The following is a 25,629-nucleotide window of genomic DNA, read 5'->3' on the forward strand; positions in this document are numbered from 1 at the left end:
CTCAGCGCTTCCGGGCAGCGATGGCGTGGTCGATTACTGCCAGCGCCTGTTCGCGCTCGGCACCTTCCACCACCAGCCGCGGGGCGCGTACGCGCTCGCTGCCCAGCCCGACGCGCTCCTGCATCAGCTTTATCAGTTGCACGAACTTGGGAACCGTATCCATCCGCAGCAGCGGCAGCGACCACTCGTACAGTTCGCGCGCGGCCGCGTAGCCACCGCTGCGTGCCTGCTCGAACAACTGCACGGCTTCTTCCGGGAAAGCGTTGACGGTGCCGGCGATCCAGCCCTCGGCGCCCATCGCGATGCCTTCGACGATGGCGTCGTCGATACCCACCATCAGCACCAGGCGGTCGCCGATCAGCTCGCGGATGGCGGCAAAGCGGCGCACGTCGCCGGAGGATTCCTTGACCGCCTGCACGTGCGGGAACTCGGCGGCGAACCGCGCGATCTGCGCGGGGGTGAAGTCGGTCTTGTAGGCGATGGGATTGTTGTAGAGCAGCGCCGGCAGGTCGGTGGCGGCGAGGATGGCGCGGATGTAGGCGTCCATCTCGTGGCGGTCGCTGGAGTACACGTACGGCGGCAGCACCATCACCCCGCCGGCGCCGGCATCCTTGACCGCCTGCGCCAGTGCAATGCCCTCGGCGGTGGACAGTGCGGCGATGCCGGCCACCACCGGCACGCGCCCGCCCACCGCCGCGACCAGCGTGCGCACGATGGCGATCTTCTCGTCGAAGGCCAGCGTGGCGCTTTCGCCGAGCGAGCCCAGCGGCACGATGCCGCTGCAGCCGGCATCGACCAGCCGCCTGGCGTGCTCGGCCAGGAACGCATGGTCAACTGCACCGTCGGCGGTGAAGGGCGTGGTGATGGCCGGCAGCACGCCGCGCCAGAAACCTGCATTGCTCATCTGTCTGTACCTTGTTCGGGTTCGTCGGAGGGATCATCGGCCAGTGCCGCCAGCGTGACCGGGGCCAGCGGCGGCCGTACCGCGGTGGGGGAGAGGGACGGCGAAGCCAGCTGCAGTTCGCGCAGCGCGGCGCCGCAGATCCGGCCCTGGCAGGCGCCCATGCCGCAGCGCGTGACCAGCCGCAGCTGGCGCGGGTCGGCGTGCGCCTGCACCGCCGACAACGGCACGTCCTCGCAGCGGCAGACCAGTGTGTCGGGCGCCGCCAGCGCGCGGGCGCGCGCGCTAGTGGCAAAGCATTCGTGCAGCAATGCGGCATAGGCGCGCTCGTGATCACGGCGCGCGCGCAGCGCCTCGCCACCACGCTCGTCGCCCAGCGCGAAGCAGGCCGCCATCGCGCCCTCGATGCGCGCGCAATCGCGCCCGCCGATGCCGAGGGCCTCGCCGGCGGCGTGGATGCCGGGCCGGCTGCTGCACAGGCGTCGGTCCGCGCGCACTACCGGATGGGTCGGCGATGTATCCAGTTCGCAGCCGAGCAGGCGTGCCGGTTCGACGTTCGGCACCAGCCCCCAGCCCACCGCGAGCAGGTCGCAGGCGATGCGTTCGCGGCCATCGCCGCGGTCCAGCTCGATGGCGCGCAGCATGGTGTCGCCGTGCGCCGCCAGCACCATGCTGCCGGTATGCCAGGGCACGCCGAGCAGACGCGCACGCAGCGCCGCCGCCTGCGCCAGCCGCGCCGGCCAGCGCCACAGCCTGCGTGCGAAGGCGTGCAGCGTGCGGACCTGCACCTGTTCGTGGATGCCCAGTACGTGCGCGCCGTGGCGCCGGAGCGTGGCCGCCGCCGCCAGCAGCAGCGGGCCGCTGCCGGCCACCACCACGCGCTTGCCGGCCACCGGCCAGCCCTGCTTGGCCAGCGCCTGCAGGCCGCCGGCGCCGGTCACGCCGGGCAGGGTCCAGCCGGGGAACGGCAGCAGCAGTTCGCGCGCGCCGGTGGCGAGCACCAGCGTGCGCCAGTGCAGCGCCACCGCGCCGTCGGCATGCGCGGCGACCACCACGTGGTCGTCGGCCAGCACCATTTCGTGCCCGGCCAGCCATTCGATGCCGGCGCCGTGCAGGCCGTCGATCTGCGCCCGCGCCATCGCCGGTACGCCGAAGCGCAGGTCGTGCCGCCATACCTGGCCGCCGGCGCGCGGTTGCGCGTCCACCAGCCCGACCTTCGCCCCGCGCCGGGCCGCGGCATGCGCGGCGGCCAGCCCGGCCGGCCCCGCACCCACCACCAGCAGGTCGAAACGCTTTTGCTTCATTGCTGCGTCTCCACCCGCATGCCCGGCCGCGCCAGCACCATGCAGGCGCGCAGGTGTGCCACGTGGTCGATGCTGACCCGGCATTCGAAGCACGCGCCCATGCCGCACAGCGGTGCGCGCGGCTCGCCGCCGCTGGAACGGCGGAAAGCGTGGCCGCTGCGGGCAACCGCGGCGGCCACGGTGGCGCCTTCGGGCACATCCACGCGCAGGCCGTCGACCAGCAGCGCGATGGTGTTCATGCGCCGCCCCGCATCGCCCGCTGTGGCAGGTAGGGTGCCAACGGCAGTGCCGGTGCGCGGCCGAGGAAGGCATCGATCACCAACTGCGCACTGCCCGGCGCGGCGGTGATGCCAAGGCCCTCGTGGCCGGCGGCCACCCATACGTCGCGGCGGCCGGGTACCGCGCCCAGGTAGGGCAGGCCGTCGGCGGTGGCCGGGCGGAAACCGCACCAGCTGCGCAGCGCGCGGACTTCGCGCAGCGCCGGCACGAAGGCGATGGCCCGTTGCAGCATGCGTTGCAGCAGCGGCAGGGAGATGTCCGTGCCGGTGGCGCCGTACTCGCGCGAGGAACCGATCAGCAACTGGCCGTTGGGACGCGGCTGCACGTTGAACGACACGCTGGCCGCGTCGCTGCCGTGCGCGGCCGCGGCGTAGCCCATCTCGATCAGCTGGTGGCGCAGCAGCGGCGCGTGGCGCTCGGTGACGAGCAGCTGGCCCTTGCGCGCGCGCATCGGCAGTTCCGGCAGCAGCTGCGGCAGGGCCGCGCCGGTGGCGACCAGCACCGGCCCGGACAACACGCGGCCGTCGGCCAAGCGCACGCCGCCATCGACCAGCGTTTCGGCGCGGCTGCCGGCGAACACCTTGGCCCCGGCCTGCTGCGCCTCGCGGACCAGTCGCCATGCCACGCGCGGCGGGTATGCCACGGCGTCGCCGGGCACGTGCATGCCGCCGCGCATGCCGGGGGCGAGCTGCGGTTCCAGCGCGTACAGGCCAGCCGCATCCACGGCCTCGGCCTGCACGCCGGCCGCCGCCAGCACGTCGATACGCGCGCCGATGCCTTGCAGTTCGCCTTCCTCGCGCGCAATCCACAAGGTGCCGCAGCGCCGGTACTCGCTTTCCGGCCAGCCCGCCCAGCGCTGCCACAGCCGCAGCGAATGCGCGCACAGCGCCAGTTCGTGCGGGTCGCCGTCCATCGCCACCAGGTGCCCCATCGCCGCGGCGCTGGCGCCACCGCCGATGGCGCCGGCCTCGACCAGCGCCACCCGCAGCCCGGCCGCGACCGCGGCCTCGACGCAGGCGGCGCCGACGATGCCGGCGCCGATGACGATCAGGTCGTGGCGGCTGCGGTGGATCACGGCCGGCTGCCGCCGATGCCCCAGGCGAAGGGATCGGCCGGGTCGATCAGCAGGGTCGCGCGCGCGGTGATCCAAGCCTGGCCGACGATGCGCGGCAGGATGCCGCGCCCGCTGCGCCGGTACGACGCCTCGAAACGGCTGCCGAGGATGCCCTGTTGCACCCACGGCGCGCCTTCGGCCAGCGTGCCGTCGGCGGCCAGGCAGGCCAGCTTCGCGCTGGTGCCGGTGCCGCAGGGCGAGCGGTCGTAGGCCAGGCCCGGGCACAACACGAAGTTGCGCGCCTGGCCGCTGCCGTCCGGCGCGATCGCGTTGATCTCCACATGGTCGATGGCGCCGTCGGCACCGGCGATGCCATCGCGCTCCAATGCCTGCCGTATCGCTTCGGCATAGGCGGTGAGCGGGCGCTGGTTGTCCAGGGTGAGCGCGCACGGCGCGGCGCCGGTGATGAAGAACCAGTTGCCGCCCCAGGCCACGTCGCCGCGCACCGTGCCGTGGCCGGGCACTTCGACCGCGACGTCGTGCCGGTGGCGCCAGCTCTCGACGTTGTCCACCGCCACCCGGCCATCGTCGAACAGCTCCACGCCGACCGTGCCCACCGGCGTCTCGATGCGGTGCGCACCGGGCGCGATGCGGCCCAGCTCGGCCAGCGTGCGCACCACGCCGATGGTGCCGTGGCCGCACATGCCCAGGCAGCCGACGTTGTTGAAGAAGATCACCCCGGTGCAGGCCGCGGGGTCGTCGGCGGGCAGCAGCAGCGCGCCGACCATCGTGTCTGAGCCGCGCGGCTCGCAGGCCAGTGCCGCGCGCCACGGGTCGAAATCGCGCAGCAGCCGCTCGCGGCGCTGGCGCAGGCTGCCGCCGCCGAGGTCGGGGAACCCGCCGAGTACGACCCGCGTGGGTTCGCCTGCGGTATGCGAATCGATGACGTCTATCCGGTGCATGCGGCCATGCTCCCACCGCCGCCGCGGGGCCGAATAGCGGCCGCGCCGCCGTACCGATGCGGAAGTCGGCACAACGCCGTCTGCGCCCGGAGGCATGCGCTAGCATCGGCCGCAGCCACGCCGACGGCCGCCAGCGCGAGGACGACGCCAATGGACGCACAGCATTCTTCCAGCGAAGTGCAGCACCTGTTCGACGCGTTGCCGGACACCGTGTTCTTCGTCAAGGACCGCGAGGGCCGCTACACGCACTGCAATGTCACCCTGGTGCAGCGGCTGGGCAGGAAGCGGCGTGGCGAGGTGATCGGCCGTTCGCCGCTGGAGGTGTTCCCGCCGCCGCTGGGCAACCGCTACCTGCAGCAGGACCGGCAGGTGCTGGCCGGCACGCCCATCGCCGACCGGCTGGAAGTGCACCTGTACCCGAACCGCCGCCCCGGCTGGTGCCTGACGCTGAAGCGGCCGTTGTTCGACGATGGCCGCATCAGCGGCCTGATCGGTGTGTCGCGCGACCTCGGCCGGCCCAACAGCCGGCACTCCGCCTATGCCCAGCTCGAACGGGTGGTGAACTACATGCAGGAGCATTCCGGCGAGAACCCGCGCACCCCGCAGCTGGCCGAGCTGGCCGGCATCTCGCTGGCACAGCTGGAACGCCACTTCCGCCACGTGTTCCAGGTCACCCCGCAGCAATACCTGATCAAGCTGCGCATCGAGATGGCGATGCGCCTGCTGCGCGGCGACGGCAGCATCGCCGGCATCGGCCAGCGCTGCGGTTTCAGCGACCAGAGCGCGTTCGCGCGCCAGTTCAAGGCCACCGTGGGCATGACTCCCAGCGAATACCGTGGCCTGGACGGCGTGTTCGACGGCGTCGACCCGGCGCCATGAAAGGAAACGCCGGCCAATGGCCGGCGTTTCCCGTCGTCATGCGGTGGCCGGGTTCAGTGCCCGGACGCCTTGCTGGCACCGATGCCGGTTTCGGCGCGCACCTGCTGCGCCGGGTAGGCGGCGCGTTCGGCCTGCGCGTTGCGGCTCTTGTCGGTGATCGAGAACAGCCAGATGGCGACGAAGGCCAAGGTCATCGAGAACAGCGCCGGGCTGGTGTACGGGAACGGCGCGCTGCCGGCCGGGTTGCCCAGCGTGGCTTCCCATACCGACGGCGACAGCAGGGTCAGCACCAGCGACGAGGCCAGGCCGAGGAAGCCGCCGATCACCGCGCCGCGGGTGGTGCAGTCCTTCCACAGCAGCGACAGGAACAGCACCGGGAAGTTGGCCGAGGCGGCGATGGCGAAGGCCAGCGACACCATGAAGGCCACGTTCTGCTTCTCGAAGGCGATGCCCAGCAGCACCGCGATCACGCCCAGCGCCACGGTGGTGATGCGCGACACGCGCAGCTCCGAGCCTGCCGGCGGCTTGCCCTTCATGATCATCGTCGCGTACAGGTCGTGCGACACCGCCGAGGCGCCGGACAGGGTCAGGCCGGCGACCACCGCCAGGATGGTGGCGAAGGCCACCGCGGAGATGAAGCCCATGAAGATGTTGCCGCCCACCGCCTTGCCGACCAGCACCGCGGCCATGTTCGGCCCGCCCTGGATGGCGCCGGTGGCCGGGTCGGCGTAGGCCGGATTGCTCAGCACCAGGGCGATGGCGCCGAAGCCGATGATGAAGATCAGGATGTAGAAGTAGCCGATCCAGGTGGTGGCCCAGAACACCGACTTGCGCGCCTGCTTGGCATCGGGGACGGTGAAGAAGCGCATCAGGATGTGCGGCAGGCCGGCGGTGCCGAACATCAGCGCCATGCCGAAGGAGATCGCCGAGATCGGGTCCTTGACGAAGCCGCCCGGGCCCATGATCGACAGGCCGGCGCTGGCCGCCTCGCCCGCCTCCTTGCCGGCGTTGGCCGCGATCTGGGTCTTGACCTGCACCGCGGTGGCGAACAGCTTCTCGAAGCTGAAGCCGAACTTCCACATCACCATCAGCGCCATGAAGGTCACGCCGAACAGCAGCAGGCAGGCCTTGATGATCTGCACCCAGGTGGTCGCGGTCATGCCGCCGAACAGCACGTAGACCATCATCAGCACGCCGACCAGCACCACCGCGATCCAGTAGTCCAGGCCGAACAGCAGCTTGATCAGCGCACCGGCGCCGACCATCTGCGCGATCAGGTAGAACAGCACCACCACCAGCGTGCCGGAGGCGGCGAACAGGCGGATGGGCTTGGGCTGGAAGCGGTAGCCGGCGACGTCGGCGAAGGTGAAGCGGCCGAGGTTGCGCAGCCGCTCGGCCATCAGGAAGGTCAGGATCGGCCAGCCGACGAGGAAGCCGATGGCGTAGATCAGGCCGTCGTAGCCGTTGGTCATCACCGCCGCGGTGATGCCCAGGAACGAGGCTGCCGACATGTAGTCGCCGGCGATCGCCAGGCCGTTCTGGAAGCCGGTGATGCCGCCGCCGGCGGTGTAGAAGTCCGACGCCGACTTGGTGCGCGTGGCGGCCCACTTGGTGATGCCCAGGGTGGCCAACACGAACGCGGCGAACATGATGATCGCGGTCCAGTTGGTCGGCTGGCGCACGGTCTGGCCGATGTCGCCGCCGGCCGCCAGCGCGGCGCCGCTGGCGGCGAGCAGGGCCAGCAGTGCGCCGGAGCGGAGCAGGGGGGAGCGGCTCATTGCACGTCCTCCACGATCTGGTGGGTCAACTGGTCGAACTCCTTGTTGGCGCGGCGCACGTAGATGCCGGTGATGGCGATGGTGAACACCATCAACCCGATCGCGATCGGGATGCCGATGGTGGTCATGCTGCCGGCGGAGAGCGGGGTGGCCAGGAACGCCTTGTCGAAGGCGATCAGGCCGATGTAGCCGTAGTAGGCCAGCAGCATCAGCACGGTCAGCACCCAGCCCAGGCGGTTGCGGCTGCGGCGCAGGCGCTGGTAGGCCGGGTGGTTGGCGATCCGCTCGACGCGGGGGTCGGTGGAAGCATTCATTCGGGGTCCTCCGAACAGGAACAGTCGTTGGAAACGGGCCGTCACGGCGCAACGCGTGCGCGGGCGGCGGCATGAAGTGCTCCCCGTGGGGGTAGGGAGGTGCTGCAACGCCGGCGCCGCGGGGGCGCCGGCGGCGGATGCGTCAGAAGCTGTACTTGGTGGTGAACTGCAGGCGGCTGATGTCGCCCTTGCGGCCGTCCTCGATCTCGCGCACGCCGTACATCAGCTCGGCGCCGATATCGACCTTGGGCATCGGCGTGTAGAACACGTTGCCGCGGATCGACTGCACGCTCTTGGTCACCAGGTTGCCGGTCAGCGCGGCGTTGTTGTCGTAGTCGCTGCGCGCGTAGATCAGGTTGGTGCGCAGCTTCGGCGTGAACGCATGGCGCCAGCCGACGTAGGCGGCGACCACCCCGGTCGGGTCCAGTTCGTCGCGGATGGCGTCGTAGGCGCTGTCGCCGGTGATGCCCAGGCCGATGTAGCGGGAAATGCCCTCGCCGCCGGTGAGCTGGTAGTGCAGGCTGTCGCTGCCGCCTATCACCCACTTGCCGCCCAGGGTCAGGCCGCCGGCCATCTTGCTGGCGTCGGCGCCGGTGGCCTGGTTGTCCACCTTCAGCTGGCGCAGCAGGCCGGCCACGCCGAACGTGCCCCAGTCGCCCTTCCAGCCGTAGCGCGCGGTCAGGTCGGGCAGCGCGCCGCGGTCGGAATTGGCCGCGCCGACCAGCGTGGTTTCCGGGTTTTCCAGCGCCACGCTGAAGCCGCCGTTGGTGTAGCGCACCTGCGTCTGGCGCACGAAGATCACGCCGTCGGTGGGGCCGACGAAATCCACCGCCTCGGGCAGCGCGGCCACGTCCATGAAGTTGGACCAGGTCTGGCCGGCCAGCCAGTTGTTCCAGTACATGTAGGCATGGCGCAGGGTGACGCCGTAGGTGTTGGTGGCGCTCTGGTTGCCCAGCGCGTTGCCGAAGAAGTCCATCTCCACCATCGCGCCGGCCTTGTCGCCGCCCTCGGTGACGTGGTCCACGCCGAGGTTGAAGCGCGAGAACTTGGCGTGCGCGTTGTAGTCCACGTCCGAGGCCTGGCCTGAGCCACCGGCGCCGTGCACCGGGGTCTGCCCGGGCAGGTACAGGGCGCGGCCGGTGGCGTCGTCGGCCAACTGGCCGTCGCCGGTGCGGGTGGCGAGGAAGTCGGCCTTGATGAAGCCGCCGAACTTGAAGGTGGTGCCCGGCGCCGCGCCGGGGGTGATGCTGGTGGCCTGGATCGGCTGCTTGCCGGCCGGCAGCGCCGGTGCGGCCGCGGCGATGGCTGCCTGCTCGGCGCGTGCCTGCTGCACTTCGCTCTGCGTCTGCGCGATGCTGCCCTGTTGCTGCTGCTGGGTGGTCAGCAGCAGTTGTACCTGCCGCTCCAGTTCGGCCACGCGGGCCTCCAGCGCCTTTTCCTTCGCCGTGTCGGCCAAGGCCATGCCCGGCGCAAGCAACGCCACGAACAACGCGGCGGCAAGTGGGCGACGGACCATCTGGGTGGTGTGTCTGTTCATTGCTCTGCCTCTCTCCGGCTGGCGTCGATGGCCGCGTCGGTGCACGGCTCCCGGCAGGGTGCGCGGCCTGCGTGGCGGGCGGCTATTCGCCATTAGTCGAAGGAATGGCCGCATTCGACCATCGTCTAACGCCGCGGGCAGCGCGACCGGGGGTGGATGCGGCACACTTGGGAAGTACCGGCCGCATCGCGCGATGCGGCTCCCCCATTGGTTACAAGTGCAAAGGTGAGGGTGTTGTCATGGCTGATCTCTATCCCGTCGACCCGCAGTTCGCCGCCACGTCGCGGATCGACACGTCCACCTACCAGAAGCTGTACCGCGAGTCGGTGGAGAACCCCGACGCCTTCTGGGGCAAGGCCGCCGAGCGCCTGGACTGGTACGTCAAGCCGACCCGAGTGAGGAACGTCAGCTACAAGCTGGACGACTTCCGCATCAAGTGGTTCGAGGACGGCGAGCTCAACGTCAGCGTCAACTGCCTGGACCGCCAGCTGGCCACCCGCGGCGACAAGACCGCGATCCTGTTCGAGCCGGACAGCCCCGACGCGCCGGCGCAGAAGGTGACCTACCGCGAACTGCACGAGCGCGTGTGCAAGCTCGGCAACGCGCTGCGCAACCTCGGCGTGGCCAAGGGCGACCGCGTCACCATCTACCTGCCGATGATCGTCGATGCCGCGGTGGCGATGCTGGCCTGCGCGCGCATCGGCGCGATCCACTCGGTGGTGTTCGGCGGTTTCGCCGCCAACTCCATCGCCGACCGCGTCGCCGACTGCGGCAGCAAGCTGATCATCACCGCCGACGAGGGCCTGCGCGGCGGCAAGAAGGTGCCGCTGAAGGCCAACGTCGATGCCGCGCTGAAGCTGCCCGGCACCAATACCGTCGAAACCGTGCTGGTGGTGCGCCACACCGGCTCGTCGGTGGACATGCAGGCCCCGCGCGACCGCTGGTTCCACGACGTGGTCGACGGCCAGCCGGCGCAGTGCGAGCCCGAACGCATGAACGCCGAGGACCCGCTGTTCATCCTCTACACCTCCGGCTCCACCGGCAAGCCCAAGGGCGTGCTGCACACCAGCGCCGGCTACCTGCTGTTCTCGGCCTACACCCACGAGGCGGTGTTCGACCTGCGCGAGGACGACATCTACTGGTGCACCGCCGACGTCGGCTGGGTCACCGGCCACAGCTACATCGTCTACGGCCCGCTGGCCAACGGCGCCACCTCGGTGATGTTCGAGGGCGTGCCGAACTACCCGAACGTCTCGCGCTTCTGGGAAGTGATCGACAAGCACCAGGTCACCATCTTCTACACCGCGCCCACCGCGATCCGCGCGTTGATGCGCGAGGGCGAGGAGCCGGTCAAGCGCACCTCGCGCAAGAGCCTGCGCCTGCTCGGCAGCGTCGGCGAGCCGATCAACCCGGAGGCGTGGCGCTGGTACTACGACGTGGTCGGCGACGCGCGCTGCCCGGTGGTCGATACCTGGTGGCAGACCGAGACCGGCGGCATCCTGATCTCGCCGCTGCCGGGCGCCATCGACCTCAAGCCCGGCTCGGCGACGCTGCCGTTCTTCGGCGTGCAGCCGGCGCTGGTCAGCGCCGAGGGCGAGATCCTGGAAGGCGCGGCCGAGGGCAACCTGGTGCTGTGCGACTCGTGGCCGGGGCAGATGCGCACCGTCTACGGCGACCACCAGCGCTTCATCGACACCTATTTCCGCACCTACCCCGGCTACTACTTCAGCGGCGACGGCTGCCGCCGCGATGAAGACGGCTATTACTGGATCACCGGCCGCGTCGACGACGTCATCAACGTCTCCGGCCACCGCATCGGCACCGCCGAGGTGGAAAGCGCGCTGGTGCTGCACCCGAAGGTGGCCGAGGCCGCGGTGGTCGGCTTCCCGCACGACATCAAGGGCCAGGGCATCTATGCCTATGTCACCCTGGTGGCCGAGGAAACGCCCAGCGATGAACTGCAGAAGGAACTGATCGCCTGGGTGCGCAAGGTCATCGGCCCCACCGCCACCCCCGACCACCTGCAGTGGGCGCCGGGCCTGCCTAAGACCCGCTCGGGCAAGATCATGCGCCGCATCCTGCGCAAGATCGCCGAGAACGCCCCGGACCAGCTCGGCGATACCTCGACTCTGGCCGACCCGTCGGTGGTGGCTTCGCTGGTGGACGAACGCAAGGTGCGGTGAGGCGGGGAACGCTGCGGCCGCGCTGCTTTTCCTTCTCCCTTCGGGAGAAGGTGCCCCGAAGGGGCGGATGAGGGTACGGGCGAAGCCTCGTGGAGTGAACACTGCGAGGGCTTCGCCCCGTACCCTCACCCCAACCCCCGCTCCGCGCCCCGGCCCTTGCGCTGGCGCAAGGGCGTTCATGGGGCAGCGAACCGGTGGTTCGCAAACTGCCCCTCTCACCCCGGAGGGAGAGGGGCTTCGGCAGTACTTCGACATTTCCGACTCTCGATTCCATGCCCACCCTGCTGATCGCCGACGACCACCCGCTGTTCCGCGAAGCGCTGCGCGGTGCGGTGCAGCGGGTGATTCCCGGCGTGACCCTGCTGGAGGCGGACAGCGTGGAAGCGCTGTACGCGCTGGCCGAGCAGCACCCCGACGCCGACCTGGTGCTGATGGACCTGAACATGCCCGGCGCGCAGGGTTTCAATGCGCTGGTACACCTGCGTTCGCTGCATCCGCAGCTGCCGATCGTGGTGGTGTCCGCACGCGAGGAGGCCACGGTGATGCGCCGTGCGCTCGACCACGGCGCGTTCGGCTTCATCCCCAAGTCGGCCGACTCGGACACCATCGGCCAGGCGCTGGGCACCATCCTCGACGGCGAACGTTGGGCCCCGGCCGAAGCGCACAACGTGCCGCCGACCGACCATGAAGAACGCGAAGTCGGCCAGCGCCTGCGCGAACTCACCCCGCAGCAGTTCCGCGTCCTGCAGATGCTGGGCGCGGGCCGCCTGAACAAGCAGATCGCCTACGACCTGGGCGTATCCGAGGCCACCATCAAGGCCCACGTCACCGCCATCCTGCGCAAGCTCGGCGTCACCAACCGCACCCAGGCGGTGCTGATGGCCGGCAAGCTGGCGATCGACGACGACGGCATCGTCCTGCCGCCGGAAGAGGACTGATCCTCGCCAACCCACCTGCTTTGGTGGCGCCCGACCGTTGGCCGGGTGACGGCGCGCAGCGCCGCCGGGCTTCATGCGGCAGAACGGCGGTGCCGACCAACGACCGGCATCCGCCACCACCATGCGGGTCCCGCGTGACGTTGGGCTTCGCTGTGCTCAACCCATCCCCCCCGTAGGAGCGCACCTTGGTGCGCGATGGGGCTTCACCGGGAAAGCTTCATCGCGCACCAAGGTGCGCTCCTACGGACGATGGCGAAGGCTGCTAGAATCCGCGCTCCCTTGGGGAGTAGCCTGCTTCCGGTATCGGAAGCGCCCGCGTCAACACACTCGGCCATTGCGCCGTGGCGCGGGCAGCCAGACCCGGTTGGCGAGACCAGCGGCATGCGCGCGCAACGACAGGTTGGGCGTGTGCGCATGCCGTATGCGTCGTCCGCCCGGCCTGCGAGTCCTGCGAATGTCCCCGCTCTCCATCCTCCTGATCGGCCTGGCCATGTCCACCGATGCCTTTGCCGCGGCCATCGGCAAGGGTGCGGCGATGCGCCGCCCGCGCCTGCCCGACGCCCTGCGCGCCGGGCTGATCTTCGGCGCCATCGAGGCGTTCACCCCATTGCTGGGCTGGCTGCTGGGCCGCGCCGCCGCCCGCTACGTGGAGGCGTTCGACCACTGGATCGCCTTCACCCTGCTCGGCGCGCTGGGCGTGCACATGATCGTGGCCGGCCTGCGTCCGGAGCCGGAGGGCGCCGCCGAACAGGCGCCGGAAGATGGCCGGAAACACCACCGCTTCTGGACCTTGGCCGCCACCGGCCTGGCCACCAGCATCGACGCGGCCGCCATTGGCGTGAGCCTGGCCTTCCTCGACGTGCACATCGGCGTGGTGGCGCTGGTCATCGGCCTGTGCACGCTGGTGATGGTGACGCTGGGCATCATGCTCGGCCGCGCGCTGGGCGCATTGGTCGGCAAGCGCGCGGAGATCGCCGGCGGGGTGATCCTGATCCTGGTCGGCAGCGGCATCCTCTACGAACACCTGCAAGCTGCGACATAGCGCCTCACGGCCCGAAGCAAGTGCCGTGGATATGACTCCGATCTACCCCAACCGACATGACACCCCCTGTCAGCTCCCACGATAGCGGAGCCAGCTCCGCTGGCGTCCGCCATCATCATTAAATGGCCGGAGATATAACCAGCCTCACGGGATTTGCACCGCAACCATTGTGATAACGTCAGGGCCTTTCCCGTCGTCCACGGCGACGGGCGATCCATGCTCAGGGGGAGGCTCTCGCGTATGGCGGTGATCGAGGTCAAGACGGGATTTTTCGGCGGACTCAGCCTGTCCAGCGCGCTGGTAAAAGCCCAACCGGGGGACGAGATCGTGTTGCCCCCAGGCCGGCACGCCCATCCCGCCAGCCGGATCGACAAGGCGGTGGTTCTGCGCGCCGCATCGGCCTCCAACGACACCTTCATCATCAGCCGGCTGATCATCGCCGCTCCGGCAATCTTGCGCAATCTCACCGTGACCATGCCGCCCGGGGCGGACGGTGCGATCATCAATGTGATGCCGCATGCCGGGCTGAATTTGGAGCAGTGCGTGCTGACGGGCGATGGCACCGGGGTGTACGCCAAGCAGGCAAGTGGGCTGGCGATCCGCGCCTGCCGGTTCTGGCAACTCAACGGCAACGGCATCCTCGCACGCGAGACGCCGCTGGCGGTGGACAACTGTGTGTTCGAGCAAGTCCGGCTGCCGGCGGTGGCGGCCTCGGAAAGGGCCACGGTGGGCATCGGCAAGTGCCGGTTCAAAGCGGTCAAGGGTGCGGTGCTGATCGACAAGGGTGTCAAGTGCACCTTGGCCGACAGCGACATCAGCGCCTGTACCGATCCCGCGGTGCAGGTGTCGGGAGTTGGCAGCCGCCTGTCGATGCGCGCGACCACGATCCAGGAGACCACGGGCAATGCGTTCGTGGTCGATGCCGGTGCCACCTTGCAGGCCGAGGATTGCCGGTTCTCCGCCTGTGGCGGGGACAGTTGCCCGGCCATGCACTTCGGCGAGCAGGCGCGCGGCGAACTGCACCGCTGCAATGTCGAGGGCACGCCGTCGTCGGGCCTGTACGTGGTGAACGGGTCGCGCGTCGAGGCCGGCGACTGCGGCTTCGCCGGTTGTGACGACAACGCGGTCGAGACCCAGGACGGCGGCGCGGTCGTGCTCACCGGATGCACCTTCCGGGACAACCGTCCCAACGACGTGCTGTGCGACTCCGATGCGTCGGCCAAGCTGATCGACTGCCGCCCGGACGGCGCGATCAAGGTGTTCGGCGAAGTGCAGGTGGAGGCAGGGAACACCGGCCGGGTGGTTCAGGCGGCCGGCAGACAACGCTCAATGCTACACGAGGTACAGGTTCCAGCCCTGCCGGACGGCGTTGATCAGTGCGAGATCGCCACCTGGCACAGGCGTGCCGGCGACGCGGTTCGCTCGGGCGAGGTGCTGGTCGATCTGGAAACCGACAAAGTCGTGCTGGAGGTGCCTTCCCCGGCCGATGGCGTGCTGGAATCGCTGGCGTTCGAGGAAGGCGACAGCGTGGCCAGCGGCCAGGTACTGGCACGGATTCAGGTGGGCGCCGCCGTGCCGGCGGTACCGTCACCGGCTAACGACGGCGACGCACTGGCCGAGCTCGATGCCCTGATCGGCTTGGACGGGGTCAAGGCCGAGATCCGCAAGCTGGTGAATCTGGTGAAGGTGCAGGAACGACGCCGCGCACAGGGGCTGCCGGTGCCGCCGGTGTCGTTGCACATGGTGTTCACCGGCAACCCTGGCACCGGCAAGACCACCGTGGCGCGGCTGGTCGGCCGGATCTACCACCAACTCGGCCTGCTCGACAAGGGCCACGTGGTCGAGGTTGACCGCGGCCAGCTAGTTGCCGGCTATGTCGGCCAGACCGCGCCGCAAACCCAAGAGGCGGTGGAACGCGCGGAGGGCGGAATCCTGTTCATCGACGAGGCCTACACCCTGTCCGAAGGCGAGGACAGCTTCGGTCAGGAGGCCATCGACACCCTGCTCAAGGCAATGGAAGATCGGCGCGACCGCTTCGCGGTGATCGTGGCCGGATACACCGCGCAGATGCGCCGCTTCGTGGCATCCAACCCGGGCCTGGAATCACGCTTCACCCGCTACGTGGAATTCGGCGACTACGATCCTGCCGCCCTGCTGGCGATCCTCGATCGGCAATTGCAGACGCACCACTTCAGGGCGTCCCCCAGCGCGCGCGAGAAGATCACGCGGGTGGTGAACGAGATGCACCGCACCCGCGACCGCAACTTCGGCAATGCACGCGTAATCCGGCGGCTGTTCGAGGAGATCCTGGAGAAACAAGCTGAGCGCCTGGCCGGGCAGGCCGATGCCGACGCTACCGAACTGCTGGAGGAAGACATCCCCGGCGGCGCATCCGCGGCGACGGCCAACGACCTCGACGGGCCGATGCGCCGGCTGGAGCAGATGATCGGACTGGAAGGGGTGAAGTCCGAAGTGCGCAAGTTGGTCAGCTTGGTCAGGGCCAACCAGCGACGCCTCAGCGAGGGCGGCAGGGCGCAGTCGGTGTCGCTGCACCTGGTATTCAGCGGTAACCCGGGTACCGGCAAGACCACCGTGGCCCGGCTGATCGGCGAGATCTACACCGCTCTGGGATTGCTGCGCAAGGGGCATGTGGTGGAAGTGGATCGCAGTGGCCTGGTTGCCGGTTACGTCGGCCAGACCGCGCTCAAGACACAGGAGGTAGTGCGCGAGGCACTCGACGGCGTGCTGTTCGTCGATGAGGCCTATGCGCTGTCGCAGGGCGGCGGGCAGGATTTCGGCCAGGAGGCCATTGATACTTTGCTCAAGGCGATGGAGGATCATCGCGAGCGACTGTGCGTAGTGGTCGCCGGCTACACCACGCAAATGCAGGGTTTCATCGCCTCCAACCCCGGGCTGGCCTCGCGCTTCACCCGCATGGTGGAGTTCGACGACTACAGCCCCGAAGAATTGGCGGGAATCCTGCTCAGGTTCTTCGAGGACGCCGGCTTCGTGCTGACCGACGCGGCACGGGACGCCGCCGCCAAACTGATGGCGATGCTGCACCACAACCGCGACGGGTACTTTGGTAACGCGCGTGCGGTTCGCCAGGTGTTCGAGCGCGCGATCGAGCGCCAAGCCGAGCGCCTCGCCGCAAACGAGTCGGCACAGGCCAGCCTGATCGAAGCCGACGACCTGCGTTGAGCTGGCTGTCCGTTGAGTCCCGCAGATGGAGCTACGCCTTCAGCCAGATCGCACATGGAACAGGCATGGATGAATGCAAATCCCCGACCTGCCGCTGCATGCATGACGCTCACCGCCGATACCTATGTAACCTCGACCTGAACCCACTCGCGGCGGCTACCGCAGTGCAGTGAGGAACGCGCGCTGCGAGGCCGGCTCACCGGCTTGGTCAGCACGCGATAGCCGCGTCGGCTTGGCCATGTCCACCGATGCCTTTGCCGCGGCCATCGGCAAGGGTGCGGCGATGCGCCGCCCGCGCCTGCCCGACGCCCTGCGCGCCGGGCTGATCTTCGGCGCCATCGAGGCGTTCACCCCATTGCTGGGCTGGCTGCTGGGCCGCGCCGCCGCCCGCTACGTGGAGGCGTTCGACCACTGGATCGCCTTCACCCTGCTCGGCGCGCTGGGCGTGCACATGATCGTGGCCGGCCTGCGCCCGGAGCCGGAGGGCGCCGCCGAACAGGCGCCGGAAGATGGCCGGAAACACCACCGCTTCTGGACCTTGGCCGCCACCGGCCTGGCCACCAGCATCGACGCGGCCGCCATTGGCGTGAGCCTGGCCTTCCTCGACGTGCACATCGGCGTGGTGGCGCTGGTCATCGACCTGTGCACGCTGGTGATGGTGACGCTGGGCATCATGCTCGGCCGCGCGCTGGGCGCATTGGTCGGCAAGCGCGCGGAGATCGCCGGCGGGGTGATCCTGATCCTGGTCGGCGCGGGCATCCTTTACGAGCACCTGCAAGGCGCGGCTTGAAGGACAGCTTTGTCCGCCTTGGTCGAGCGGCCTTGTGCTTGACTGGCAAGCCCGCTTGGTTTGTGGGTAATCTCGCTCCAGCTGTAATGGGGAAATGCTCGGGAATGAAGTTGCAGGCTGAAAACGAGGTTGCGGAGGTTGTTGCACGTATCAATTACGTGCTTATCGACTATGAGAACGTGCAGCCTGAATCGCTGGCCCAGCTGGAGCGCCCGGAGTTTCGGGTGATCGTGTTCGTTGGCGCCAACCAGACCAGGATTCCGTTTGAGGTGGCAGCTTCGTTACAGCGTATGGGGCGGCACGCCGAGTACGTGAAGATTTCCGGAAATGGGCCGAATGCGGCGGATTTCCATATCGCCTACTACATAGGAAGACTGGCAGAAGCCGACCCACGCGGCTTTTTCCATGTCATTTCCAAGGACACCGGTTTTGATCCACTGGTCAAGCATCTGAAGGCAAGCAAGATTTTTTCCTGCCGTTCCAGCTCGATAGCACGGATGCCCTGTTTTGCTCCCGCTAAACCTCCAGAAGAAGATGGACGGCTGCAGTTGGCAATGGAGCGGCTTGCGAAGATGACCCGTCCAGTCAAGGTGAAAACGCTGGAAACGACGTTGGATTCCATGTTCCAGAAGAAATTGGATAGTGCTGACCTCGCGCAGTTGATCAAGGCATTGGTCCAAACCGGGTGCGTGAAAATATCGGGAACCTCGGTTTCCTATGCCTTTCCCAAGGCGTGAGGGATGCCTGAGGGCATTGGACGCCGCTCCAGCCACCACAGCAGGGACGCCATCAGCACGAAGGCCAGCAGCCACGGCCAGCGTGGGCCGGGTAAGGGCCGTGTGGCTCGATGACCAGCATCGCCGGAAGCATGCAGTGCCAGCGTGGCATCGCGGGTGGCTTGGGCGTGCAGGGCGCGCGCGTCGGCCGGGTCGATGACCAGCACGCCGGCGCTGTCGTCGCCGGCGACGATGCGGTGCCAGCCGGCTGCCTGTGGCCACCAGCCGCTGCATTGGTTGGCATGCGGGTCTGGCAGCAAGGTGCTGCGGGTACCGTCCGGCGCGATCGCTTCGCTGCCGGTGGGCAGGCCGCACAATGCGCTGCGTTCGCCGGCCCATGCCCAGGCGGGCAGCTGCCGCAGCGGTGACACCGGCAGTGGCCGCGCCACTGTCGACAGCACCGCGTTCCACAGTTCGGCGTGCGCGTCGGTGTGGCCGGCCAACACCATCGTGTAGCTGTCGGCGATGGGCAGTACGCCGAGGCGGCCCTGGCCGATAGCGCGCCAGCCGCCGATGGCGCTGCCGTTGGCGGCATGCAGCAGCGGCGCCACGTCGTTGCCGGCGAAGGCCAGGTCGAAACGCTCGACGCTCGGCGCCGTCGGCGTCGCACCGTCCTCCACCGCGGGCGCGGCGTCGCGCAGTTGCACCGTGGCGCTGCGTTCGCCGCCGCGCGTTTCCAGCCCCCATTCGCGCAGGGCGCGGCGCGCGTTGCCGTCGAGCGGGCCGGTCATGCGCAGCAACACGCCCAAGCCGTCGCGCATCGCGGCGGCAATGGCCGTGCGTTGCGCGGACGACAAGGCGGACAGGCGGCGTTCGTCGAGCAGCAGCAGGTCGAGCTTGGCGAGGCTGGCCGCATCCAGCGCTGGTGGTGCATCGCCCAACTGCACGCCACCACCGAGGCTGATGCCGGTCTGCAGGCGCGCGCCGGTGTCGGCGGCCCAGCGTTGCAGGTATTTCAGTTCCGGCCCCGGCGCGCCGGCGAGCAGGCGCAGCGCGGGAGAGGGAACGGCCTGCACGCGCACCGGTACCGGCAACCGGTCGAGCACCTTGCCGTCGGCGTCGAGCGCGCGCAGGGTGAAGGCGACGTCGCCAGCGTCGCGCGCGCTGGCGCCCAGGCGCACGCGGCCATCGTCGCCGGGCGTGGCGAGGGCGACGCGGTGGCCGGCCGGGTCGAGCAGTTCCACCCGCGCCTGCGGCAGGCCCTGCACGCGCGTGCCGACTGCAAAGCGCGCGCCGGGGGCGAGCACGGGCGGCGCTTGCAGTTCGACCAGTCCGCGGGGCGCGGCGGCGGGCTGGAAGCGCAGCGCGGGCAGGGCGACGCCGCGGTCGCGCGCCGGCAGGCCCTGGCCGACGATGACGAGTTCGCGCGTGCCCGGGTGCCGGCGCAACGCGGTGGCCAGGTCGGGCACCGGGGCCGCGTCAGCCAGCGCCGGCGCTTCCGGCAATCGCAAGCGGGTGGCGGCCGGAAGCGCCGACAGCTCCGCCGCCGTGGCGTCGGCAGTGGCGATGACCAGCGTGGCCGCCGGCATGGGCTGCGGCGGCGGGGACAGCGCCAACCAGAGCAGGGCGGCGGCGATGGCCTGCAACGCCAGCAACGCCGACAGGCGCATGGCCGGTGGGCGCGGCGGCTGGCAGAAGCGCAGGCTCGCCAGCAGCACGGCCAGCGCGATGAGGGCGGCGGGCAGCCAGGTCATCGCGGGTTCTCCCGTGGCGCGGCCAGTGCGTCCAGGTAACGGCGGCCCAGCGCATCGGCGGCGTCACGGCGGGCCGGGGGGGCGAGGGGGCGTTGCAGCGCCGGCCACAGCTGTTCGCGCAGGCGTTGCCGGCAGGCCTGGCAATCGGGTTGCCGGCGCAGTTCGTCGATGGCGGCGGCGACGTCGAGCGGATCGGGCACGGCCTGCGGGTGCGCGTCGAGCCAGCGCGACAGGATGTCCAGGTCGACCGGCGCGTCCCTCGTCGCCAGCGCCTGCCATGCGCGCGCGGGCGTGGCGTCGCCGGCGTCGCGTGGCGGCAGGCGCAGGCCGCGGTTGCCCAGGCCGTCGCGCTTGCCAGTCATGCGCCGGGCCATGTCGATGGGCGGCAGTTGCGGGCCCAGCCGCGCCAGGTAGATGCGTTCGGCCTGCTGCACCTGCTTGATGAAGCCGAGCGCCTTGTACGCAAACGGCAGTGCCTTGTCGGGGTGAGCCTGGCGCAGTTCGCCTTCGGACTGCCACATCTGGTCGAGCGCGGCCTTGAGGATGGCGCGGGTCTGCGGGTCGAGCAGGGTGGCGGCTTCGGCGTGGTCGTGGGTGTGGCCGTATTCGGCCAGCACGTCGGTGGCGCTGCCGAACACCGTCTCGCCTCCGGCCGTGCCGCCGTGGTCGTGGCCGTCGTCATGCGCGTGGTCGCCGTCGTCCTCGTCCTTGCTGTCATGCGCATCGCTGGTCGGCGGCGGTTTCGCCCCGCCTTCGGCTTCCTCGCCGAGGAACTGGCCGTAGCGCAGGCGCAGGATGCGCTGGTCCACGCCGATGGCGTCCGAGCGCTTGGCGAAGGTGTCGGCGTCGAGCGCGTTGCGCTGTTTCAGCAGGGCCTCGGCATCGATGATGATCTGCCGCTGGCTGCGGAAATAGGCCGGCATCACCTTCTTGATCGCGCCTTCGAGGTCGCTGGTCTGTATCTCCTGCTCGCTGGGCAGGCGCAGGATCAGGCCGGGGCTGCGCGCTTCCTGCGGTTGCGGCGCGCGGTTGTCGCGCACCGTGAGGCGGGCGACCACTTCATCGCCCGGGTCGATGCCCAGCGCGGCCAGGTCGGCGGCATGGGCGAAGCGCCGCGCGGTGGCCGGGCCGCTGCCGGCCAGGGTCAACTGGCGTTGCTGGAAGTCGATGTTCTCGCCGCTGCCCTTGGCGGTGGTGAGGTCGAGCGTGGCGGTGGCGCTCACGCCGAAATCGTCGCTGGCCTCGAAGCGCAGCTGCCATTGCCGTTGCCGCGGCGCGGCTTGCGTCAAGGTCTGCGCCGGTTCGAGCACTTTCACCTGCGGCGGTTTGTCGGCCACCACGTCCAGCCGGTAGGCGCGGCCGGCATCGGCCAATGCCGGTTCGCTGGCGATGCGATACAGCCCCGGGCGTTGCAGGGTTTCGCTGGCTTGCCAGTGCTCGCCCTCGCGTTGCAGCGGCAGTTGCCGGCCATCGTGGAATTGCAGCCATGCGCGCCGTGGCTGCGGCGAGAAGTGCAGTTGCCAGTGCAGGTGGCTGCCTTGCAGGGCGCGTGCGTCGAGCGCGTCGCCGCTGCTCGTGGGCTGGCCGGTGTAGGCCGGCGGCGTTATCTGCAGGTGCGTGCCACGTACTGCCGGTGCTTTGGCGGCGGCCGGCGTTGCGGTGTCGCCGCCACGTGTCGATGGCGTGGCCGCGGTGCGCGGCCAGAGCAGCGCCGCGGCGGCGATCAGCAAGGCAAGGCCGAAGCAGGCCAGCAGGCATGGCCACGGCCAGCGCGGGCGCAGGTCGGGCGGTGATTCGCGCAGGCGTTGTTCGACGCGCGCGCGCTGGCGCTGCTGCAACGGGTTGAGCATTGCCGGTTTGGCAAACAGCAGGTCGGCGCTGTCTTCCAGGTGCGGGTGCGCGTTCAACCGCGCGATCAGCCAACGCGTGCCGAGGCGTCGCGCACGCCAGGTGGCGACACCGGCCACGGCCAGCAGGGCGAGGGTGAGCGCCACGCTGCCGGCATCGAAACCGGCCACGCGCATGGCGAGCAGGCCGAGCGCGGCGGCGACCGGCATGCCGCCGGTCACGGCGATCAGCCATGTCCGGCGGCGCGCGCTGCGCAGCAGTGCCCCGGTGCTCACGCCGGCCTCCTGCGTCGGCATGCGCTGGCCAGCCAGCGTTCCAGCAGGAACAGCAGGGCGATGGCGACGACCAGCCACGGCGCGAGTTCGCGCAGCGGTTGCGGCCATGCGGCAGCGCCGGTAGTCGGCTGCATGGCGGTGGCCGCTGCGCGTACAGGAGCCGGCGGCGGTTGCAGCAGGTCGCGCAGGCGTTGCGGGAAACCGGCATCGAGCAGCGCCGGCATCGTGGCCGGTTGCAGCGGTGCGGCCCAGCGCAGCCATTGGCCGTTGTCGTCGCCCACCTGTTCGATGACGGCGTTGCCGGCGTCGTCCCGCCACAGCGGCAAGCGCTGCGCGCTCTCGCTTGCCGGCGTGCGCGCATCCACCAGCAGCTGGCCGCCGTTGCGCGCCCATGCCTGCGCGGCCTGCGGCACGGGCTTGGCCGAGAGCCAGAGATGCACGTCGCCATCGTTACCGAAGGGCTGGCCGTCGTCGGCGATGTCCGCCGGCGCGGCCGGGTTCCATGCAAGGGCCACGGCGCGCAGCCACGGCAGGGCGGCGCTGCCGGCGTCGTCATGGCGGATGTGCAGGTGCGGCGGTGCGGCTGCGGTGGCGGTGGTTGCCAGTGGCTTGGTTTCGACCACCTGCCAGCGCACCGCACGCGACAACTGCGGGCGCTGTGCGTCCAGTCCGTCCAGCAGCGACGGCACGACCACGGTGAGCGGCGCTTGCGGCGGCAGCGTCGCGTCCAGTTCGCGCAACAGGCTGGCGATGGGTTGCGATGGCGAAGGCGGTGGCGCATCCAGTGCAGGGAAGCCGGGGGCCAGCCACAGCCATTGCGCTTCGCCGGAAGTGATCGCGCCGCGTGCGGTGGCTGCGTCCATGCCCGGCGCGACGGCCACGCGCGGCGTGTTGTCTTCGATGCCATGCAAGGCCGGTCGCGCCAGCAGCGCCGCCAGCAAGGCGAGCAGCAGCAGGCGCACCAGCAGCAGCGGCCATTCGTCGAAACGGATGCGGCGGCGCGGGCGTGGCTTGGCCGACAGCCAGCGCAGCGCGGCGAAGTCGATGCGTTGCTGTTCGTCGCGGCGTGCAAGGTGGAGCAGCAGCGGCAGCAGCAAGGCCGCCAATGCGGCAAGGCCCGCTGGAAACAACCATACGAGGCTCATGCGCCGCCGCCTCCCCGGCGTGCGAACAGCCGCTGCAAGGGCGCGTCGATGGGTTCGTCGAGGCAGGTGGTGTCGTGGCGGATGCCGGCGGCTTGCAGGCGTGCATCCAGCCTGCGCTGGGCATCATTGAAGCGGGCGAGGTAGTCGGCGCGTATCGCCGCGCCGTCGCCCAGCAGTTCGTCGCCGGTTTCTGGGTCGCGGAAGCGGTGGCCGTCGCGGAACGGGAAGTCGCGTTCTTCGACGGTGAGCAGTTGCAGGTGCACGACGTCGCGCCCGGCTTTCGCTAGTCGTTCGGCCAGTGCGATGCCGGCCTCGTCGAAGCCATCGCCGATCATCACCACCATGTCGTTGCCGGTGATGCGTTCCCATATTGGCGCAAGGCGTTCCTGCGCGGGCCATTGGCCGTGCGCCTGCAAGGCCTGCAGTTGCAGGTGCAGGCGGTCACGCTGGCGTGGGCCGTTACCGGCGGGAACCAACTGCACGCCGTCGCCGTTGAGCGCGATCAGGCCGAAGGCGTCGCCCTGTTGCAGTGCCAGCTCGGCGATGCAGGCGGCCAGCGCCTTGGCGGCATGCAGGCGCGTCCAGTCGCGGCGCGCCCGGTCGGCTTGCTGCATCGACGCGGTGGCGTCGAGCAGCAGCCATACCGTCAGCGGGCTTTCGCGTTCGGATTCGCGCACGAAGAAACGGTCCGAGCGCGCGTAGAGCTTCCAGTCGATCTGGCGCAGTTCGTCGCCGGGCTCGTAGGCGCGGTATTGCGCGAACTCCAGCCCGGCGCCGCGGCTGCGGCTGGCGTGCATGCCGATGCCGTGGTTGCCGCTGGCCCGTTGCGGCAACAGTCGCAGGCCGCGCAGGCGGCTGCGCACGTCGGGTGGAATCAGCGGTGGCGCGGTAGCGGCCAAGGCGAGCGCAGGGTGTGGATCAGGCTGGATACGGCACCGCGCGCAGCAGCGCGGCGATCACGTCGTCGGCGTTCTTCTGCTCGGCTTCGGCGGCGAAGGACAGCAGCAGGCGGTGGCGCATCACCGGCGCGGCCAGCGCCTGCACGTCCTCGCGGGTGGCGGCGAAGCGGCCGTGCAGCAGGGCACGCGCCTTCGATGCCAGCACCAGCGATTGCCCGGCGCGCGGGCCTGCTCCCAATTTGACCCAGTGGTTCACTTCGCTTGGCGCGCCATCGCCGGGGCGGCTGGCGCGTACAAGCCGCGTGATCCATGTCAGCAGATCCGCGCCTACATGCACGTCGCGCACCAGGGTTTGCAGGGCCAGCACCACGTCGGCGTCCATCACCTTGGGCACGCTGCCGTTCGCGCTGCCGGTGGTCTGCGCGAGGATGTCGCGCTCCTCGGCCTCGCTGGGGTAATCGACGCGCACATGCAGCAGGAAACGGTCGAGCTGCGCCTCCGGCAGCGGGTAGGTGCCGGCCTGTTCGATCGGGTTCTGCGTGGCGAGTACGAAGAACGGCGAGGGCAGCGCGTAGGTGGTGCCGGCATAGCTGACGGTGCGCTCCTGCATCGCTTCCAGCAGCGCGGCCTGCGTCTTCGGTGGCGTGCGGTTGAGTTCGTCGGCCAGCAGCAGGTTGGTGAAGATCGGCCCCTGCTGGAAGCGGAACGCGCGCTTGCCGGTGCCGTGGTCCTCCTCCAGCAGTTCGGTGCCGAGGATGTCGCTGGGCATCAGGTCGGGCGTGAACTGCACGCGGCGGAATTGCAGTTCCAGCGCCTGCCCGAGCGAGCGCACCAGCAAGGTCTTGCCGAGGCCGGGCGCGCCTTCGAGCAGGCAGTGGCCGCCGGCGAGCAGGCCGATCAGCAGTTGTTCGACCACCTGCTGCTGGCCGACCACCGCCTGCGCCAGCGCGGCGCGCAGTTCATCGAGGCGGGGTAGCAGCGAATCGGGGTTGGGGATGTTCATGCGCTCACCAGTGGGTCAATGCGTCAGTGCGTAGATCACGATGTTCACGCCGAGCTTGGTGTTGTCCTCGGCGAGGAAGCGTTTGTTGCGCCAGTCGTAGTCCCATTCGCAGCCGTAGTCCTTGTTGCTGTAGAGCAGGCCGAGGCGGCCATCGATCTCGATGCCCTTGAGGTAGTCGTGCACGAGGTCGTCGCCCCAGCCGTTCAACTCGAACGTGGTGGCCGGCGGGCCTTCTGGGAACTTGAAGAAACTGTTGTAGAGGGCGTGGTTGTTCGGCAGTTTCTTCAGTGCGTTGGCGCCGAAGATGCTGCGCATCTGCGCCTCGAACGAAGTGGCGAACAGGCCGTCGATGTCGTGGTTGCAGTCATCGACGAACACGAAGCCGCCGTTGCGCACGTAGCGCTCGAAGTTGCGGCGCTCGTCCGGGTTGAAATCGACCAGCTTGTGCCCGGCCAGGTAGCAGAACGGCGCGTGCAGCATCTTCGGGTCGGACAGGGCGATGACGTGTTCGGTGGGGTCGACGCGCAGCGTGGTGTAGTCGATCAGCGAGGTGATCAGGTTGGACGGCATGCGCGCGTCCACGTCCCAGTCGCCGGAGTCGTACTTCAGCCGCGTGAACCAGAAGTCGTAGCGGCTGGCTTGCGCGCGTGCGGGCGAAGGCAACAGGGCGGCTGCCGTGCCGCCCAGCAGCAGGTGCAGGAATTGCGCGCGCGTTAGCCGGGAGTGGAGCAAAGCCAAGAGTCTCTGAAAGCCCCTCTCCCAACGGGAGAGGGGTTGGGGTGAGGGGCGATGGAGTCATGAAGGTTCAAGCATCATGGACTCCGTTC

At 69.6% G+C, this 25,629-nt stretch carries 21 protein-coding genes, 2 pseudogenes and 1 riboswitch; of the genes and pseudogenes, 9 read left to right on the forward strand and 14 right to left on the reverse strand.

Translation table 11 applies throughout. The annotated features are described in order from the left end of the window. Nucleotide 1: 1 nt before the first annotated feature. Genes MIC98_RS01880 through MIC98_RS01900 form a run of 5 tightly spaced genes read right to left on the reverse strand, consistent with a single transcriptional unit; the run spans nt 2 to nt 4,500 of the window. Complete coding sequence (locus MIC98_RS01880) at nt 2-904, reverse strand: dihydrodipicolinate synthase family protein (protein ID WP_239735115.1); 903 nt, start codon at nt 902-904, stop codon at nt 2-4. Then, on the reverse strand, nt 901-2,205 hold the full coding sequence (locus tag MIC98_RS01885; protein WP_239735116.1) for an FAD/NAD(P)-binding oxidoreductase: 1,305 nt from the start codon (nt 2,203-2,205) through the stop codon (nt 901-903). Before MIC98_RS01885 ends, MIC98_RS01880 begins: the two co-directional genes overlap by 4 nt. Then, nucleotides 2,202-2,444: a (2Fe-2S)-binding protein gene (locus MIC98_RS01890; RefSeq protein ID WP_239735117.1), complete on the reverse strand. Its 243-nt coding sequence runs from the start codon at nt 2,442-2,444 to the stop codon at nt 2,202-2,204. The genes MIC98_RS01885 and MIC98_RS01890 overlap by 4 nt, the downstream gene beginning before the upstream one ends. Then, complete coding sequence (locus MIC98_RS01895; protein ID WP_239735118.1) at nt 2,441-3,559, reverse strand: FAD-dependent oxidoreductase; 1,119 nt, start codon at nt 3,557-3,559, stop codon at nt 2,441-2,443. Before MIC98_RS01895 ends, MIC98_RS01890 begins: the two co-directional genes overlap by 4 nt. Further along, entirely contained in the window at nt 3,556-4,500 is a 945-nt protein-coding gene (locus MIC98_RS01900) for a proline racemase family protein (RefSeq protein ID WP_239735119.1), read from the reverse strand. Before MIC98_RS01900 ends, MIC98_RS01895 begins: the two co-directional genes overlap by 4 nt. A gap of 150 nt (nt 4,501-4,650) precedes the next feature. Between MIC98_RS01900 and MIC98_RS01905 the strand changes: the two genes are divergently transcribed. Continuing rightward, nucleotides 4,651-5,379 carry an AraC family transcriptional regulator gene (locus tag MIC98_RS01905; protein WP_239735120.1) on the forward strand — a complete coding sequence of 243 codons (729 nt, stop codon included), beginning with the start codon at nt 4,651-4,653 and terminating at the stop codon, nt 5,377-5,379. Between the two features lie 53 nt (nt 5,380-5,432). On the opposite strand, the gene MIC98_RS01910 is transcribed toward MIC98_RS01905, so the two are convergent. The 3 genes from MIC98_RS01910 to MIC98_RS01920 form a co-directional block, all read right to left on the reverse strand. After that, complete coding sequence (locus MIC98_RS01910) at nt 5,433-7,157, reverse strand: cation acetate symporter (RefSeq protein WP_239735121.1); 1,725 nt, start codon at nt 7,155-7,157, stop codon at nt 5,433-5,435. Then, complete coding sequence (locus tag MIC98_RS01915) at nt 7,154-7,471, reverse strand: DUF485 domain-containing protein (RefSeq protein WP_057639546.1); 318 nt, start codon at nt 7,469-7,471, stop codon at nt 7,154-7,156. The genes MIC98_RS01910 and MIC98_RS01915 overlap by 4 nt, the downstream gene beginning before the upstream one ends. Before the next feature lie 142 nt (nt 7,472-7,613). Beyond that, nucleotides 7,614-9,008 carry a DcaP family trimeric outer membrane transporter gene (locus tag MIC98_RS01920; RefSeq protein WP_239735122.1) on the reverse strand — a complete coding sequence of 465 codons (1,395 nt, stop codon included), beginning with the start codon at nt 9,006-9,008 and terminating at the stop codon, nt 7,614-7,616. A 239-nt stretch (nt 9,009-9,247) separates the two neighbouring features. On the opposite strand from MIC98_RS01920, the gene acs reads away from it, so the two are divergent. The 8 genes and pseudogenes from acs (at nt 9,248) to MIC98_RS01960 (ending at nt 17,899) form a co-directional block, all read left to right on the forward strand. Then, nucleotides 9,248-11,191 (forward strand): acetate--CoA ligase, encoded by a 1,944-nt coding sequence (gene acs, locus MIC98_RS01925; protein ID WP_239735123.1) that lies wholly within the window; start codon nt 9,248-9,250, stop codon nt 11,189-11,191. Between the two features lie 272 nt (nt 11,192-11,463). Beyond that, the gene (locus tag MIC98_RS01930; RefSeq protein ID WP_239735124.1) at nt 11,464-12,129 is read left to right on the forward strand and encodes a response regulator transcription factor; all 666 of its coding nucleotides are present in this window, start codon (nt 11,464-11,466) and stop codon (nt 12,127-12,129) included. A 279-nt stretch (nt 12,130-12,408) separates the two neighbouring features. Next, a riboswitch (yybP-ykoY riboswitch) is annotated at nt 12,409-12,571 on the forward strand. Nucleotides 12,572-12,583: 12 nt separating this feature from the next. Beyond that, a complete protein-coding gene (locus MIC98_RS01935; protein WP_239735125.1) occupies nt 12,584-13,171 on the forward strand; it encodes a manganese efflux pump MntP family protein in 588 nt (195 codons plus the stop codon). A 510-nt stretch (nt 13,172-13,681) separates the two neighbouring features. Next, nucleotides 13,682-14,131: pseudogene (locus tag MIC98_RS01940) on the forward strand (right-handed parallel beta-helix repeat-containing protein); the annotation flags it as partial. Nucleotides 14,132-14,500: 369 nt separating this feature from the next. Continuing rightward, nucleotides 14,501-14,740, forward strand: a pseudogene (locus MIC98_RS01945) (biotin/lipoyl-containing protein); the annotation flags it as partial. Between the two features lie 171 nt (nt 14,741-14,911). Next, nucleotides 14,912-16,372, forward strand: a complete 1,461-nt coding sequence (locus MIC98_RS01950) for an AAA family ATPase (protein ID WP_239737994.1) — start codon at nt 14,912-14,914, stop codon at nt 16,370-16,372. A 238-nt stretch (nt 16,373-16,610) separates the two neighbouring features. Beyond that, on the forward strand, nt 16,611-17,162 hold the full coding sequence (locus MIC98_RS01955) for a manganese efflux pump MntP family protein (protein WP_239735126.1): 552 nt from the start codon (nt 16,611-16,613) through the stop codon (nt 17,160-17,162). 104 nt (nt 17,163-17,266) lie between these two features. Beyond that, a complete protein-coding gene (locus MIC98_RS01960; RefSeq protein WP_239735127.1) occupies nt 17,267-17,899 on the forward strand; it encodes a PIN domain-containing protein in 633 nt (210 codons plus the stop codon). Here MIC98_RS01960 and MIC98_RS01965 read toward each other — a convergent pair. Genes MIC98_RS01965 through MIC98_RS01990 form a run of 6 tightly spaced genes read right to left on the reverse strand, consistent with a single transcriptional unit; the run spans nt 17,878 to nt 25,534 of the window. After that, a complete protein-coding gene (locus tag MIC98_RS01965; RefSeq protein ID WP_239735128.1) occupies nt 17,878-19,632 on the reverse strand; it encodes a carboxypeptidase regulatory-like domain-containing protein in 1,755 nt (584 codons plus the stop codon). The genes MIC98_RS01960 and MIC98_RS01965 overlap by 22 nt on opposite strands. Continuing rightward, a complete protein-coding gene (locus MIC98_RS01970; RefSeq protein WP_239735129.1) occupies nt 19,629-21,776 on the reverse strand; it encodes a DUF4175 domain-containing protein in 2,148 nt (715 codons plus the stop codon). Before MIC98_RS01970 ends, MIC98_RS01965 begins: the two co-directional genes overlap by 4 nt. Further along, a complete protein-coding gene (locus MIC98_RS01975; RefSeq protein WP_239735130.1) occupies nt 21,752-22,900 on the reverse strand; it encodes a BatA domain-containing protein in 1,149 nt (382 codons plus the stop codon). The genes MIC98_RS01970 and MIC98_RS01975 overlap by 25 nt, the downstream gene beginning before the upstream one ends. Then, nucleotides 22,897-23,799: a DUF58 domain-containing protein gene (locus tag MIC98_RS01980; protein WP_239735131.1), complete on the reverse strand. Its 903-nt coding sequence runs from the start codon at nt 23,797-23,799 to the stop codon at nt 22,897-22,899. The genes MIC98_RS01975 and MIC98_RS01980 overlap by 4 nt, the downstream gene beginning before the upstream one ends. 19 nt (nt 23,800-23,818) lie before the next feature. Further along, nucleotides 23,819-24,802, reverse strand: coding sequence for a MoxR family ATPase (locus MIC98_RS01985; RefSeq protein ID WP_239735132.1), 984 nt, complete (start codon nt 24,800-24,802; stop codon nt 23,819-23,821). A gap of 15 nt (nt 24,803-24,817) precedes the next feature. Next, a complete protein-coding gene (locus MIC98_RS01990; RefSeq protein ID WP_239737996.1) occupies nt 24,818-25,534 on the reverse strand; it encodes a DUF4159 domain-containing protein in 717 nt (238 codons plus the stop codon). Between the last annotated feature and the right edge of the window lie 95 nt (nt 25,535-25,629).

This window comes from Stenotrophomonas sp. NLF4-10 (assembly GCF_022359915.1).
Taxonomy (GTDB): domain Bacteria; phylum Pseudomonadota; class Gammaproteobacteria; order Xanthomonadales; family Xanthomonadaceae; genus Stenotrophomonas; species Stenotrophomonas daejeonensis.

Excerpts from the sequence above, each read along its gene's own strand:
- MIC98_RS01935 (WP_239735125.1), top strand. The coding sequence starts at position 12,584 with ATGTCCCCGCTCTCCATCCTCCTGATCGGCCTGGCCATGTCCACCGAT.
- MIC98_RS01975 (WP_239735130.1), bottom strand. The coding sequence starts at position 22,900 with ATGAGCCTCGTATGGTTGTTTCCAGCGGGCCTTGCCGCATTGGCGGCC.
- MIC98_RS01965 (WP_239735128.1), bottom strand. The coding sequence starts at position 19,632 with ATGACCTGGCTGCCCGCCGCCCTCATCGCGCTGGCCGTGCTGCTGGCG.
- acs (WP_239735123.1), top strand. The coding sequence starts at position 9,248 with ATGGCTGATCTCTATCCCGTCGACCCGCAGTTCGCCGCCACGTCGCGG.
- MIC98_RS01905 (WP_239735120.1), top strand. The coding sequence starts at position 4,651 with ATGGACGCACAGCATTCTTCCAGCGAAGTGCAGCACCTGTTCGACGCG.
- MIC98_RS01930 (WP_239735124.1), top strand. The coding sequence starts at position 11,464 with ATGCCCACCCTGCTGATCGCCGACGACCACCCGCTGTTCCGCGAAGCG.
- MIC98_RS01890 (WP_239735117.1), bottom strand. The coding sequence starts at position 2,444 with ATGAACACCATCGCGCTGCTGGTCGACGGCCTGCGCGTGGATGTGCCC.
- MIC98_RS01880 (WP_239735115.1), bottom strand. The coding sequence starts at position 904 with ATGAGCAATGCAGGTTTCTGGCGCGGCGTGCTGCCGGCCATCACCACG.
- MIC98_RS01960 (WP_239735127.1), top strand. The coding sequence starts at position 17,267 with ATGAAGTTGCAGGCTGAAAACGAGGTTGCGGAGGTTGTTGCACGTATC.
- MIC98_RS01955 (WP_239735126.1), top strand. The coding sequence starts at position 16,611 with ATGTCCACCGATGCCTTTGCCGCGGCCATCGGCAAGGGTGCGGCGATG.
- MIC98_RS01885 (WP_239735116.1), bottom strand. The coding sequence starts at position 2,205 with ATGAAGCAAAAGCGTTTCGACCTGCTGGTGGTGGGTGCGGGGCCGGCC.
- MIC98_RS01900 (WP_239735119.1), bottom strand. The coding sequence starts at position 4,500 with ATGCACCGGATAGACGTCATCGATTCGCATACCGCAGGCGAACCCACG.
- MIC98_RS01985 (WP_239735132.1), bottom strand. The coding sequence starts at position 24,802 with ATGAACATCCCCAACCCCGATTCGCTGCTACCCCGCCTCGATGAACTG.
- MIC98_RS01950 (WP_239737994.1), top strand. The coding sequence starts at position 14,912 with ATGGTGTTCACCGGCAACCCTGGCACCGGCAAGACCACCGTGGCGCGG.
- MIC98_RS01970 (WP_239735129.1), bottom strand. The coding sequence starts at position 21,776 with ATGCCGACGCAGGAGGCCGGCGTGAGCACCGGGGCACTGCTGCGCAGC.
- MIC98_RS01920 (WP_239735122.1), bottom strand. The coding sequence starts at position 9,008 with ATGAACAGACACACCACCCAGATGGTCCGTCGCCCACTTGCCGCCGCG.
- MIC98_RS01915 (WP_057639546.1), bottom strand. The coding sequence starts at position 7,471 with ATGAATGCTTCCACCGACCCCCGCGTCGAGCGGATCGCCAACCACCCG.
- MIC98_RS01910 (WP_239735121.1), bottom strand. The coding sequence starts at position 7,157 with ATGAGCCGCTCCCCCCTGCTCCGCTCCGGCGCACTGCTGGCCCTGCTC.